At 54.4% G+C, this 13,314-nt stretch carries 9 protein-coding genes and 2 pseudogenes; 7 read left to right on the top strand and 4 right to left on the bottom strand.

The window, feature by feature from the left end; genetic code table 11:
- Positions 1-100: 100 nt before the first annotated feature.
- From AAEO81_RS04370 to AAEO81_RS04360, 3 genes are all read right to left on the bottom strand, one after another.
- A complete protein-coding gene (locus tag AAEO81_RS04370) occupies positions 101-715 on the bottom strand; it encodes a 3'-5' exonuclease (protein ID WP_341961880.1) in 615 nt (204 codons plus the stop codon).
- 132 nt (positions 716-847) lie between these two features.
- The gene (locus tag AAEO81_RS04365; protein ID WP_166597513.1) at positions 848-1,327 is read right to left on the bottom strand and encodes an NYN domain-containing protein; all 480 of its coding nucleotides are present in this window, start codon (positions 1,325-1,327) and stop codon (positions 848-850) included.
- Positions 1,328-1,513: 186 nt separating this feature from the next.
- Positions 1,514-2,320: a DUF2076 domain-containing protein gene (locus tag AAEO81_RS04360; protein WP_166597512.1), complete on the bottom strand. Its 807-nt coding sequence runs from the start codon at positions 2,318-2,320 to the stop codon at positions 1,514-1,516.
- 192 nt (positions 2,321-2,512) lie between these two features.
- Here AAEO81_RS04360 and AAEO81_RS04355 point away from each other — a divergent pair, with 192 nt between their 5' ends.
- The 3 genes and pseudogenes from AAEO81_RS04355 to AAEO81_RS04345 form a co-directional block, all read left to right on the top strand.
- Positions 2,513-3,175, top strand: coding sequence for a YciC family protein (locus tag AAEO81_RS04355; protein ID WP_341961878.1), 663 nt, complete (start codon positions 2,513-2,515; stop codon positions 3,173-3,175).
- A 9-nt stretch (positions 3,176-3,184) separates the two neighbouring features.
- Positions 3,185-4,276 (top strand): endonuclease/exonuclease/phosphatase family protein, encoded by a 1,092-nt coding sequence (locus AAEO81_RS04350; RefSeq protein WP_341961877.1) that lies wholly within the window; start codon positions 3,185-3,187, stop codon positions 4,274-4,276.
- Positions 4,277-4,439: 163 nt separating this feature from the next.
- Positions 4,440-4,619, top strand: a pseudogene (locus tag AAEO81_RS04345) (endonuclease/exonuclease/phosphatase family protein); the annotation flags it as partial.
- Between the two features lie 111 nt (positions 4,620-4,730).
- Here AAEO81_RS04345 and hrpB read toward each other — a convergent pair.
- A pseudogene (hrpB, locus tag AAEO81_RS04340) lies at positions 4,731-6,881 on the bottom strand (ATP-dependent helicase HrpB); the annotation flags it as partial.
- An 89-nt stretch (positions 6,882-6,970) separates the two neighbouring features.
- Between hrpB and AAEO81_RS04335 the strand changes: the two are divergent.
- The 4 genes from AAEO81_RS04335 to AAEO81_RS04320 are packed head-to-tail and all read left to right on the top strand — an operon-like array spanning position 6,971 to position 13,312.
- Complete coding sequence (locus AAEO81_RS04335) at positions 6,971-9,247, top strand: hypothetical protein (RefSeq protein WP_341961876.1); 2,277 nt, start codon at positions 6,971-6,973, stop codon at positions 9,245-9,247.
- Complete coding sequence (locus AAEO81_RS04330; RefSeq protein ID WP_341961874.1) at positions 9,234-11,330, top strand: hypothetical protein; 2,097 nt, start codon at positions 9,234-9,236, stop codon at positions 11,328-11,330. Before AAEO81_RS04335 ends, AAEO81_RS04330 begins: the two co-directional genes overlap by 14 nt.
- On the top strand, positions 11,317-11,931 hold the full coding sequence (locus AAEO81_RS04325) for a hypothetical protein (RefSeq protein ID WP_341961873.1): 615 nt from the start codon (positions 11,317-11,319) through the stop codon (positions 11,929-11,931). Before AAEO81_RS04330 ends, AAEO81_RS04325 begins: the two co-directional genes overlap by 14 nt.
- A complete protein-coding gene (locus AAEO81_RS04320) occupies positions 11,918-13,312 on the top strand; it encodes a site-specific integrase (RefSeq protein WP_341961872.1) in 1,395 nt (464 codons plus the stop codon). The genes AAEO81_RS04325 and AAEO81_RS04320 overlap by 14 nt, the downstream gene beginning before the upstream one ends.
- Positions 13,313-13,314 lie beyond the last annotated feature (2 nt).

Here is a 13,314-nt window from a genome sequence, read left to right as displayed (position 1 = left end):
GATTTTTGGAGCACTATTGTAGGAAGATTGGTCTGACAGAATCAGTAACAACTGAAGGTTTTTAGACCCATACACTTTTTCAGCCAGATCTGATCAACCCTCAGAACCCACGATGCTTGCTGATTGCCTCAGCGATTTTTTTCGCGGGGACCTTCTGCAACGTGCACATTAACTTGTGGGAAACCCCGGCCAGACCGTGAGTGGTGCGCAGTTCCTGACTCAGGTGCGCCGTGAGGTTGGCCGCCATCTCGGCATCGGCCATGGCCCGGTGAGCCTTGCCGGTATCTGGCAGCCCCGCCCAGGACGTCAACGTGCCGAGTTTGTGATTCGGCGCGGCAGGCAGTAGACGTCGCGCCAACAGCATCGAGCAAGCAAAGCTTTGCTCGCGGTTACGTTTGATACGGGACAGTTCGTAGTCCCAGAATTTCTGGTCGAACGCGGCGTTGTGCGCGACCAGTGGCGTCAACCCGACGAACTCCGCCACTTCGTTCATGACTCGCTCGGCCGGGGGCGCGGTACGAAGCATGCTGTTGCTGATGCCGGTGAGCGATTCGATGAACGACGGTATACGCACGCCAGCGTTCATCAGGCTCTGATAACGCTCGACGATGACGCCCTCTTCCATGATGACCACGGCAATCTCGGTCGCCCGACAATTGCTGTTGGGAGAAATGCCGGTAGTTTCGAAGTCGATGACGGCGATGCGTTCTTGCATGGAAAAACCTTTAAATATTACGTTTTGACGCAGTTCACCTGTAGGAGTGAGCTTGCTCGCGATGACGGCAGATTATTCAACACTGTGGTATCAGGCAGACCCAAATCGCGAGCAAGCTCACTCCTACAGTCCTCAGCTTTTAAGCAGCAACCCGCCTTCAATCGGCACATATCGACTGGCGGCGCGGATCAGTGAATTGGCGGTCAGGCCCGGAACCCCATAAGCGACAGCTTCGACCCCATGCTTGCTGATGATGCGTTCGAGCAGCAGATCAAAGTCGCCATCGCCCGACGCCAGCACGACTTCGTCGACGTTGGGAGCAACGTCCATGATGTCGATGGTGATGCCCACGTCCCAATCGCCTTTGGCCGAGCCGTCGCTGCGCTGGATGTAGGGCTTGAGTTTGACGGTGAACCCGAGGTTGCGAAGGATCTGCTGGAATTGCTGTTGTTTGGCGTCGCCGCGATCAATGGCGTAAGCGTATGCCTCGACGATCTGCCCACGCTGACTGATGTCCGCCCACAAGGCGGCATAGTTGAAGTGACAACCATGAGCCTGACGAACGGTGTAATACAGGTTCTGTACGTCGGCAAACACCGCGATTCTTCTCACCGGAACTCCTCGATGCGCTGACAAGCGACTTCGACCCGAACGCCGGATCGGCGCTCAGTATGCCAGTTTGAGAAGGGGATTGAAGGTCTGTGTGCCTGTTGAGGGGCGAGGCGTGAATGTTCTGCGAACAATCAAACAAGGAACCGCATGCAGCCGGAAAGGCTACATGCGGTTACGGATGAGTCTTCAGACGTAAGAATCGTCGTCATCACCACCAAAGAAACCACCACTGTCATCATTGCTGTAGTCAGTGTCCGCGAAACCACCGGAGTCATTACCCCAGCCATCGTTGCTGGTCACGCGCTGCTGGTCGTCGCCCCAGCCGCTGTTTCCATTGCCGAGATCATGATCGGCAGCCGGTTGCGCCGGCTGTTGCTCGATGATTTCGACGATTTCCTGGGGCTGGCTGTTGTGGTGGAACAGGCTGCTGATGCCTTCAGCGAGCATCACGCCACCGGCCACACCGGCTGCGGTTTTCAACGCACCGCCGAGAAAGCCACTGCCAATGGGGGCTGCGGGCGCCTGTTGTGGAGGCTGCGCGTAGTTGCCTTGTGGGGGCGGGTTGTACGGAGGTGGGCTGGCAGGGCCGTCGCGCCAGCCGCTGCCCGATGCCGGTGGAGGGCTCGATGGGCGCGAGAAGGACGACGCCGGCTGCTGTGGCTGCGGATCGCGGGAGCCGCCGCCAAAGATGCTCGACAGGAAACCGCCGCTGCTCTGGGCCGGCGCGGCTTGTGTCTGGGCTTTGGCGCGTTGAAGCTCAGCCTGGAGCTGTTGAATCTGCTCGTCGCGCTGACGGCTTTGGGCTTCCAGCTGTTTGATAGCGACTTCCTGAACCAGAATCGCCTGCGCCATGTAATACGGGGCACCGGGTTGCCGTGTCAGGTGATCCTTGATCAGCGCCTCGGCCTGGGCGTCTCGGGGGGCCGACTCGGTTTCCGCTTGTTTGAGTTTGGTAAACAAGCCGTCGATCAGGGTTTGCTCTTCGCTGTTCATGGCGACCTCGTTAGATTGCCGTAAGAATTCTGTGACGTGACCACAATGGTCAGACACAAACAGTAATGGGGCGTTTCAAGGGCGTTTCAATAGAGTGTAGAAAAAGTTAAGAAGCGGGTCAGACCTGCCTTATTGGCCCGTAAGACCGCTCATACGTTAAAGTGTCCGCCTGGTTTTTCCTGTGACCCATTCATGAATCCGCTGACGATCATTCAAGACTCGCTTTACTTTTTCCGCCGCCATTTCGCGACCATCGTGACGCTGTGCCTGCCACTGGTGATTCTCGAAGCCCTGACTAAGCAACTGCTCGCCAGTGCTGTGGGCCCGGACGGTTCTGCGAGCTGGCAATTGTTGATTGGCCTGCTTTTTTACCCACTCTACACCGGCGCGCTGATTCTGTTCCTCGCCGCCAAGACCCGTGGCGAAACACCCGCCAAGCGTGACCTGCTGGCCGCCACGTTGCGCCTTTGGCCGACCTTCGCGGTGCTGACCGCGTTGAGTACGCTGCTGATCATGGCCGGTCTGTCGCTGTTCATCGTTCCCGGCGTGTGGGTGATGATCAAGCTGGTGTTCTCGGAGTACCTGCTGGTGCTGCGTGGCTTGGGGCCGCTGGACGCGATGCGCGAAAGCTTCAAGATGACGCGTGGGCATCTGGTACGGATTCTGGCGTGCGTGCTGTTCGTTTACATTCCGCTGTCGGTGCTTGAAGGCCTGAGCCTGTACGTGCTGCCCGATCAGCAAAGCCCGCTGCTGTCGTTGGCAGTGGACAGCATTTCCAGCTTCTTGCAGCTGTTCATTAGCGTGGTGATGTTCCGTCTGTTCATGCTGATCGACGAGCCCGTCCGACCGGCCTGAGGAGCGCCGATGCAACGTTCATTGCGCTACCTCATCGCCTTTGCGCTGTTGGTCGTTCTGGCGGCGGGCCTGATCTACGACGTGACCTGGCACCCCGCCCGCCAAGAGCAGATGCCGGTCACCTGCAACGCCAAGGACGCCACACCTCCCATCCTCGTCCCCGGTCAGGCGCTGAAAGTCATGACGTGGAATGTTCAGTACCTCGCGGGCAAACGCTATGTGTTCTGGTACGACCTCTCCGACGGCAGCGGCCCTGATGAACGCCCGACTCCCGAAGACATTGCTTACAACCTGGATGAAGTGGCGCGGGTCATTCGTGACGAGCAGCCGGACATCGTGCTGTTGCAGGAGGTCGATGACGGCGCCAAAAACACCGGCTACACCAATCAACTGGCACTGTTGCAGGAGCGGGTGACAGATCTGTACCCGTGCAGCACCGAGGCGTTTTACTGGAAATCGGATTTCGTGCCTAACCCGCACATCTACGGCAGCGTCGGCACCAAGCTGGCGACATTGAGTCGCTATCGACTGGACACGGCCGAGCGCCTGCAACTGCCCTCACCCAGTGGCAACTGGCTGGGTCGTCTATTTGAACCCAAGCGCGCTTTGCTGGTGAGTTATCTGCCGCTTCGCGATGGTGGGCAACTGGCGGTGGTGAACACGCATTTGGGGGATTTCAAACCCGGCGATGACACCGTTCAAAGACAGGTGGCTGCAACGACGCAACGGCTGGACACGCTCGAAGCCAACGGAACGCTGTGGGTCAGCGGTGGCGACTTCAATCTGCTGCCACAAGGACAGTATCAGCGACTGCCCGCCGAACAACGCGAGCAATACGCGCCTGAGAGTCAGCTGCATGCGCTGTGGGAAAAATACCCAATGATCCCCAGCAACGATGACGTCAACGGTGAGAGTCCGCGAAAGTGGTACACCCGCTTCCCCAATGACCCACGGGTGAATGGACCGGATCGCACGCTGGATTATCTGTTTTACAGCCCGGCGCTGAAGCGAATCGACGCGCAAGTTCGGCAGGAAGATACGTTGCTGATTTCGGATCATTTGCCGGTGATTGGGCGGTTTTTGTTGCCGGGTGCGCCATAACACAACCTTCACCTGTAGGAGTGAGCTTGCTCGCGATAGCGTTACACCCTCTAACATTGGTTAGTCAGAAAGATCGCTATCGCGAGCAAGCTCACTCCTACAGGGGTAACGCTACTTCCTCGGCTTGATCCGCGCTGACGACGTCAACGGTGAGAGTCCGCGAAAGTGGTACACGCGCTTCCCCAACGACCCACGGGTGAATGGGCCGGATCGCACGCTGGATTATCTGTTTTACAGCCCGGCGCTTAAGCGAATCGACGCGCAGGTTCGGCAGGAAGATACGTTGTTGATTTCGGATCATTTGCCGGTGATTGGGCGGTTTTTGTTGCCGGGTGCGCCATAACTCAACCTTCACCTGTAGGAGTGAGCTTGCTCGCGATAGCGTTACACCCTCTAGCATTGATCAGTCAGAAAAATAGCTATCGCGAGCAAGCTCACTCCTACAGGGGTAACGCTACTTCCTCGGCTTGATCCGCGCGGTCGGCTCGGCAATCAACGGATCGTCTGGCCAATAATGTTTGGGGTAGCGTCCCTTCAGATCCTTCTTCACCTCGGCATAGGTGCTGCGCCAGAAGTTGGCGAGATCTTGTGTGACTTGCACCGGTCTGCGCGCAGGCGAAAGCAGGTGCAGTTTGACGATCTGTCGGCCGCCCGCGATGCGTGGCGTGTCGGACAGGCCGAACAGCTCTTGCAGGCGCACGGCGAGGATTGGCGGGGTTTCGTTGTAGTCCAGTCGCACGGACGAGCCCGACGGTACGCTCAAATGATGCGGCGCCTGTTCGTCCAGTCGCTGCGGCAGCGGCCATGGCAGCAGGTTGTGCAGGATCGACGAGAGGTCCAGATTGCCGAAATGACTGAGCCGCGTGACCTTGCCCAGGTACGGCATCAGCCAATGCTCCAGACGCTCAAGCAGCGCCTCGTTGCTGATATCTGGCCATTCGCTGCTGTTCTGTTTTTGCAGGTCCAGTTGGCGCAACAGGCTGACCCGCGCCTGCCATTGGCGCAGTTCCGGCGTCCACGGCAACAACTCCAGCCCCTTGCGTCGCACCAGCGCCAGCAAGGCCTGGCTGCGTGCTGATTCATCCAGCCCTGTCAGCGGCTCGCGGCTGATGATCAGCTCCCCAGCCTTGCGCTGACGCTCAGCGCGGAACACGCCTTCGCGCTCGTCCCAGTCCAGTTGATCGAACGTGGTCACTTGCTCCGACAGGACCGACTCGAACAGCGCCGGATCGAACTCCGCTGCCAGGTAAATCCGTTCTTCACGCTGCCCCTGCCGACTGCCGAGGTCGGCAATCACCAGCCACGGCTCTTTCATCAACGCATCAGGCTCAGCGAACAGCGCAGCGCGGCCGTTGGCCAAGCGGTATTCACCGCCACCCGCCTTACGTTGTTGCGCGACGCGATCGGGGTAAGCCAAGGCGAGCAAGGCGCCCAGCCAGCGAGAATGATCGGGATCGGAAACAGGCTGCGTCGACTCCCCTTTCAGATAGCCGCGATATTGCCGCGACAGCTGCTTGGCCCGCTGCACACCACCCTGCGCACCGCGCCCGGCTTTTTCAGTGCCTGCTAGCAATGTCAGACGGCTGTGTAAATCGGCACCTGCGCCACGCAGAATGTCGCGCTCGCCCAATAGCGCGGCGACGTCACAGGCCAGCGCGCCAAGCCCCAAAGCCTGGCCGCGCAGCAGCAAATGTGCGATGCGCGGATGAGCAGGCACTTCGGCCATCGCTTGACCATGGGTTGAAAGCTTCCAGTCCTCGCCCGGCTTGCGGGTCAAAGCGCCGAGGCGCCCGAGCAAATCCTGGGCTTGCGCGTACGCGGCAGCGGGCGGCGTGTCGAGCCAGACCAGTTGCGCAGGCTCAACGCCCCATCGAGCGAGCTGCAACGCCAGACCCGCGAGGTCCGCCTGAAGAATCTCCGCCGTGCCATACGCCGCGAGTTGATCATGCTGAGCCTCGGACCACAGCCGATAGCACACGCCCGGCTCCAGACGCCCTGCCCGCCCGGCCCGTTGCGTGGCGCTGGCGCGGGAGATGCGCTGGGTGTCGAGCCGGGTCATGCCGCTGCCCGGATCGAAACGCGGCACCCGCGCCAACCCGGCATCGACCACCACCCTCACGCCATCGATGGTCAGGCTGGTCTCGGCGATGTTGGTGGCCAGCACCACTTTGCGCTTGCCGCTCGGGGCCGGTTCGATGGCCGCGCGTTGGGCGCTCAGGTCCAGCTCGCCATGCAGCGGACAAAGCATCACGTCGCTGCGCTCCCCTAAAGCGTCGGCGAGCTGTTGATTGACGCGACGAATCTCCGCCTGTCCCGGCAGAAACACCAACAGGCTGCCAGTCTCGTTGCCCAGCGCGTCGAGTACGGTCTGCACCACTCGCGGCTCGATGAACTCGCCCGGCTGAAACGGCCGCCCCCACTGCATCGTCACCGGGAACATGCGGCCTTCGCTGCTGATCACTGGGGCGTCATCAAGCAGACTGGACAGCCGCTCGCCTTCCAGCGTCGCCGACATCAGCAGGATTTTCAGGGGTTGTTCATCGCGAAACAGGGCGCGACCATTGAGGCTCAAGGCCAGGGCGAGATCGGCGTCGAGACTGCGCTCGCTGAGTTTGCTGATTTGACATCTTGTCAAGAAAAGGCAATAGGCATATCTTGATGGCACCAAAGCGGTTAACGTTGAAGGTCTAAACCTTGACAATCATCAAAAGCAGCGCATACATCCAGAACTACCCTTTACAGGCTCTCGATGATGATCTCGCACGCCGAATGCTGCTGAGCACGGGGCTTGGTGTGGATGCCCACAAGAGCATGGCCCTGCGGTTGTTCGACTGTCTGTGCCATTGCCTAGATGAGCGTCTGGCGATGGAAACGCTGTCAGCGGCCAAGCTCGAGGAGGTCACAAAGATATTTCTCGGAAGCCTGAATGCTGGAGATCTCGCCCACCTAACGAAGGAGTATGTCCACAAGCTTTCTAGGGTAATGGTCGGTATGGTGACCGAACTGGCGAAGACTATTCCAGGCCTCCAGCCCGTCGACTGGTGTTCCAAATCATCGACCCGTTACGACGACGTTTGGGAACGGAACAAAAGCCGGTTGAATCCCGAGATCGTTCATTTCTGGGCCGGCTGGCGTGTTCAAGCCAAGAAAGGAAAGCCAGTTTGGTTGCGCCTCGCAGGCATGTATCAAACACATGGCTCCGAATTTACAAAGGCGTTCCATGAAGCGATGAGGCGCGATGCATTGAAACGCGCCAAATGCCAGACCGACATGATTAACAACTTAGCAGCGTTCATCACCGACAATGCTTTTCGTTTCCCACCAGAAGCTTTTCAATCCCGCGAACTGATGGAAGAGTTTGCCGAAGCATACTTTTGGCATTACCAACATGAAGGATATGAGCGCAACGGAGACCCGAACCTCAATGGGAAAACGTTCCGTACGGTGCGACTCATTATCGTCCGCACCTTGATTAAAACAAGCATTTGGAATGCGGACGAAGACGCATTTGTTATTCCACCAGGAATATCCAAAGCAGGTGCCGACCGCAATATTATACAGAACAAGGACGGCATTGAAGTCAAAGACAAACTTCTCACCGAAGTACCAGTTCATGTGACGGACATCCAAGCCATCGACTTGCTTTATGGCGAAGTTCAGCGAGATCTTAGGACGGTCGAAAAATATGGAATCTCTGAGGCATTGAAATTGCGCAGAGCTCAGCGCAACAGGATTTTGCTGGCACGTTCCGGCACCATTTTGGATTTCGTGAACCGTAAATCTCGTCACTTCAATGACTTTCAAAAGACCGGATTGAACAACATCTGTCATACGTTCGAGGCTGAGGGGATGAGTCTTACTGTCGCCGCTCGTCAGCGATATGGCGAACGGCTTCCCGCGCTAGCAAAGTTCCTAGGTCTACCAACAGCCCACGCACTACTTCCTATTCAGTACCTGCTAACAATATATCACCCCGAAATTACGGCTGGTTTTCTCGCAGACCTGGTAATCTGGGATGGCCCCAAACGAGTATCTTTCTACAAAACGGATAAAGGCTACGTGCTGGTCGGATTCAAGGACAGGCGGGGAAGCAAGAGTTCAGAGCTGAAAATTCTTCTATGTCCCAGAGCTGCCGCACTGGTGCGAACAGTTGAACAGGTCACGCAGCCGTTGCGAGATTACCTGAAGAACAACAACGATCCTAATTGGCAAAAATTATTTTTAACCTCTGGTACCAGCTTTAGCTACCCTAAGTCAGCGAACGTAAACTTACTGACCGCAGACAAGATAGAGAGCCAGCTCCCCATTAGAAAGATGCTGATCGAGAAGGTTGGCCCTTTTACTGAAAAGCATGGTGATGAACTGACAATTTTCCTAAAAAAATTATCAATCGGTAGAATACGTGCTCAATCCGCAGTTGCGGATTACATAAAACATCAAAGCCTCTCTCGGTTAGCCAGAAAGCTAGGGCATGCGTTCTACAACAAAGATCTGATGGAGTCCTACCTACCGGTAGCCATTTACGATTTTTTCGCCACTCGATACATCCGAATTTTTCAGAAGGGAATCATCTGTGAAGCGATGAAAGATAGCCCTCTCCTGCTGCGCGCCGCAAAGTTTGACACCTTTGAAGAACTCCATAATTTCTTAAGCCGGTACACGCTCAAGGAAATCCCTGAAAATCTTCGGACAATGGCGGAAAACAAGGTGGCCGATGGTGAAGTGGTTGAAGTTGGTGTCTCCGTATCACCCGCCAGCATGACCGCTCTGATTTCTGTGAGGGCTGCCGTGAAACAGAGCCCGGAGCCAGAGAAGGTTCGAGGCCTAGCCACCTACTGGGCACAGGTCTGCGACAAGGTCGAGCAGTTCATCCTCAAGAGCTCCAAGCCTCTGCTCCAACAGCATTTGAAGTTCGCGTACGAAAATCACGACGCGTCCACCTTTGAGAAGATGATCTATGCAACATCCTGAGCACCTCGCCCAGTTCGCCAGCCTGTTCAACCGGCGCGACATTACCCGATTCATGTCCGCGCCATGGCTGGTGTCTAGCTTCGACTCCAGAGTGTGGCTCTACAATTTCAAATATAAAAAAGACCAGACACTTGATTGGGGAGTCCGCCTGTACGACGGCTCATTGCTTACTGACGAGAAGAACGCCGATCTTTTGAAGGCACTTCGCGCGTGGCTGATCGTGAGTACCCAAAATTCGGGTAGCCAACGGCATTCAAATAGCATGCACGCCCAAGCAGCTGATTTCAGGCGCACGCTGACATTGATTGACCACATCCTTCAAAATGGTGAAGCGTTGGAGCTGTGCGAGGGCGGCTTGGGCAGCCTAACCTACGATGAAATGCGAGGCATCTTAGCGCAGGTTGGAACCAGTAGCATTGTGTCCAATAGCACCTATGACTGGAACAGGAAGCTCAAGGAATTCTGTTTGTCGCTCCTGGAGCAGAGCGATGCCGGAGAAATAGGCCAAGCACTCCAAGCCCATCCCTACCTGAGTGTCATCACCCCTGAGCAGCTTGAAACTAATGAGTTGGATATCCCCTTGGCACTCGTCCCACAGGTTAGGGCCGCACTTTTCGTCAAGAAGCTTTATCACTCGATACCAACAGGTGGGTACAACGTTAACTCGGTGAAAATCAGCCAACAGTTGTACTCCAATACTCTGGCTGGCAGCTGGCGGCTCAAGCCGATGCACCGAATTTTGGGGTTCATCAAGTACGAAGACAGATTTACCCGTGAGCTTGAAGGTGTCCCTGTCACTTCGACCAACCGTGACCGGATGACCAAAAGGGATCTGACACTGTACAAGACATGCTTCGTCGCACTGCAAAAGCTTAATCAGACTGGGTTGATACTTCCAAGCGCTGAAGACCTTAGGAAGCTAGCTATCTATAAGGTCACTGGCTCGCAAATGGGACGCTTCAAGAACGTTCCCACCGATATTATTTTCAAGGCCGTGCGGGATGCAATTGAGCTTCACTTGGAACACGGCGCTGACCTCTTGCAGAGCTACGTCAACGTTGCGAAACACGCACTCAAGCGGCAAATCAACATCACTAGCATTCCTCATAAAAAACTGATCTCACTCTTAGAGCCTGCCATTGCTGAGTTAGGGGTAAGTCAACTCGGGATTTCAGCTCGCTCTTTGGGTAAAACGCCAACGGAAGAGCGTAAACAGGGCAAGGCCATTTATTTCAGTCGCCTGAGGGACAATGCCGGATTACTCGAGCTCATCGGAGTGTATTTTGGGGCAATACAAATTGTGGTCGGAGCCACGATGGCAAAACGCGGTACCGAACTCCGAGGCTTGGATCCCAAGGTTTGCTTGAGCAAGGATCAGAAATGGCTGATTGCTCCGCTCGCCAAATCATCCAAGGGGCGCAAAGGGCTGAGATCGACGAACGCTAGGCCGATTGATCCATTGGCAGCGGAAATGATTTCGACGGTCATAAGCTTTCAGCAAGAGCTTTTGAACTGCGAGTACATCACTGAGACTCTTCCGCTATTTTCGTCCCCCGGCGTGTTCGGGATGTCATCCCTGACACCTTGCGACATCTACCTGTACTACAAGAACATTGATTTGTTCTGTGACTATTTCCAAGTGGGCTTAGACTCCCAAGGCCGACGCTACTATCTACGCCAGCATCAGCTTCGCAGGTTCTTTGCCCTTGTGTTTCTCAACTGCGGCTATGGATCCAGCGTCGCTGTTCTCCAGTGGATGTTTGGCCATGGCGATCCTGCTCACATCTGGAATTACATCACCGAGGAGCTACCTGGTAAGGAGCTGCGTAACACTCTGGCTCAGGCCTTAGGTGAACGCATGGCATCTGGGGGAGCCACTCATTTCACGGACATTATCGATCTCATTGAAGGCCAGTTTGGTACCCGGAACGTGTCCGTGATGGACGCCGAGAAGCTCGCCGGTTACTTCGACTTCCTCATGGAGACTGGTGAGCTAGAATTGACACCTGAATTCCTTCAAAATGATACCGGGTACCAAGTCGAAATCCTTGCCGTCCTGAGAAAGAAAAATGAGCTGGAATGATCTGAAAGACAAACAAACAGTATCGCTTGAAAGCACAACAAAACTTCTGCGAGCGGTCATCGCACACCCTAGCAAATATGCCAGCGAGCCAACCATCACGAATGCATTGGCCAGCCAGAGCTCAATAGCCAAACTTAGCCTCGACATTGAAATTGATGGAGACTCACTAAATATCATATCCATGAGCTTAAACACCTTCAAAACAAGGTGCGAGGAGCGAATACCTGGAGGCTTCGCGGCAGTAGATCACCTGCGGAGGAGCGCGTTAAGAGCGGTAGAAATCGAAAACAACAAGCCCGCCCCTAAAAACTCAAGGACTAGAGAGGCTCTCACCGAAAAAATAACCGAGCTTTCGGCTAGCCTTGAAGCCCTCAAACGTTCAAATCTTATTCTTCTTCAGACATTATCCGAAGTAAGATTTGAAATCGACAGTGTACTTGACGCACCTGACGACCTAAGCAGAAAAAACAGGGCAAGCAAATTAGTCAAACGAATTACGGCCATTACAAGCCTGAACCCTGAGAACTATCAAATTCCACCTCTAACCTCCGCTTCGATATCAATCATTCAACCTAAGAGAAAAGGCGATGAAAACGGATAGGTTCTTAGTTGAAACCCTAGATAACGTAGAACTTTTCGATGGAATATCGAGCGGAAAAACGCGCTTAAGCTCTTTCTACAAATTCCCATACATATCTTGGCCCAACGGCACTCCGTGCCTTATCGCCAACCTATACCTGCTCCACCTTTCAGGAAAGCATGCGCAGATCTCCGCAGATGGCCGACTCCTTGACAGGAAAGGGGGCACCCTCGGTCAATACGCGAGTTATGTGAGCCAATTTATTAGGCGGTGCTGGATAAAAAAAGTCGACCCTTTTCAAATCGACGACCGTTTCTTTGAAGACTTTATAATCTCCATTATTGAAGAGCTTAGCCAAAAAAGAACCGACAAGAAAAAGCGGATTGATCAAACCACCAGAGCCATTGGAAGAGAGTGCCTAAAATTCCTGAAATGGGTTGGCGATTTCCATGGAGATCCGAAATTTGTCTCACCCGAAGGAACGATTAAAACATCACTAGAGAAAATCATCTCAAATTTTAACGCCCAACACAAAGTTACGACAACGGAAACGCACCATTCTTTTCCGCTGCCATTCAGAGAACACACACGCGATCCAATCCCTCAACACAACATAAAACGGCTTGAGGCGGCAGTTGACGAGTCTAAAAAGTCAGACTTTATAAAATCCAGAGATAGAGCTCTTATAGCTTTACTGCAGTATACTGGTGCGCGTCGAGCAGAAATTGCATCAATAACATTAAAATCCATACGCAATGCACAGCTCATGAAGTACCCAATGCTTAACATGATCACCGTTAAGCGAGGTGAAGTCCACATACGAGAAGTACCCGTCAGTGCCATCGCCCTGCTCGAGGTCAAAGAATACATCAGTGAAAGACAACATATCCAAAAAGAACACCCAAAACAAAAAAATGACTACCTGTTTATATCTGAAACCACTGGCAAACCTCTAGCCATTGAAACTCACACCAAGACGATATCAGACCTAAGGGAAGCAGCCCGCATACCGGAACAAGCCTGCGCACATATGTTCAGGCATGCTTTCATAGGAAACTTATTTACGCTCTTAATCGAGAGACACAAATTCAACAGCAAAGACGAATTCGAGCAAGCACTTATAAACGACGAAGTTTTTTTAAAAAAAGTTCAAGAGTGGACTGGTCACAAGTCCCTACGTTCGCTTAGAACATACTTACAAAAAGTCTTCAAATACAATGAAAACGTCAATGAAGCAGTACAGGGTGTTCACGAAAGCCAGACTCTTAAGCTGTATCAAGAGAAGGACGATGCCCTGTTCAAGCGGATGAAGGAAGGCAAGATTTCCCCTGACGAATACGGACGGAAACGTGAGGAGCTCCAAGAGCTGCGCGACCGTGAGCTCTCACGATACCATGAATGAGC

This window comes from Pseudomonas sp. RC10 (genome assembly GCF_038397775.1).
Lineage (GTDB): Bacteria > Pseudomonadota > Gammaproteobacteria > Pseudomonadales > Pseudomonadaceae > Aquipseudomonas > Aquipseudomonas bambusae.
This window is presented reverse-complemented; position numbering and strand designations above follow the sequence as displayed.

Coding starts and splice junctions, on each gene's coding strand:
- AAEO81_RS04370 (WP_341961880.1), bottom strand. CDS start 715: ATGCAAGAACGCATCGCCGTCATCGACTTCGAAACTACCGGCATTTCT.
- AAEO81_RS04360 (WP_166597512.1), bottom strand. CDS start 2,320: ATGAACAGCGAAGAGCAAACCCTGATCGACGGCTTGTTTACCAAACTC.
- AAEO81_RS04355 (WP_341961878.1), top strand. CDS start 2,513: ATGAATCCGCTGACGATCATTCAAGACTCGCTTTACTTTTTCCGCCGC.
- AAEO81_RS04350 (WP_341961877.1), top strand. CDS start 3,185: ATGCAACGTTCATTGCGCTACCTCATCGCCTTTGCGCTGTTGGTCGTT.
- AAEO81_RS04330 (WP_341961874.1), top strand. CDS start 9,234: ATGCAACATCCTGAGCACCTCGCCCAGTTCGCCAGCCTGTTCAACCGG.
- AAEO81_RS04325 (WP_341961873.1), top strand. CDS start 11,317: ATGAGCTGGAATGATCTGAAAGACAAACAAACAGTATCGCTTGAAAGC.
- AAEO81_RS04320 (WP_341961872.1), top strand. CDS start 11,918: ATGAAAACGGATAGGTTCTTAGTTGAAACCCTAGATAACGTAGAACTT.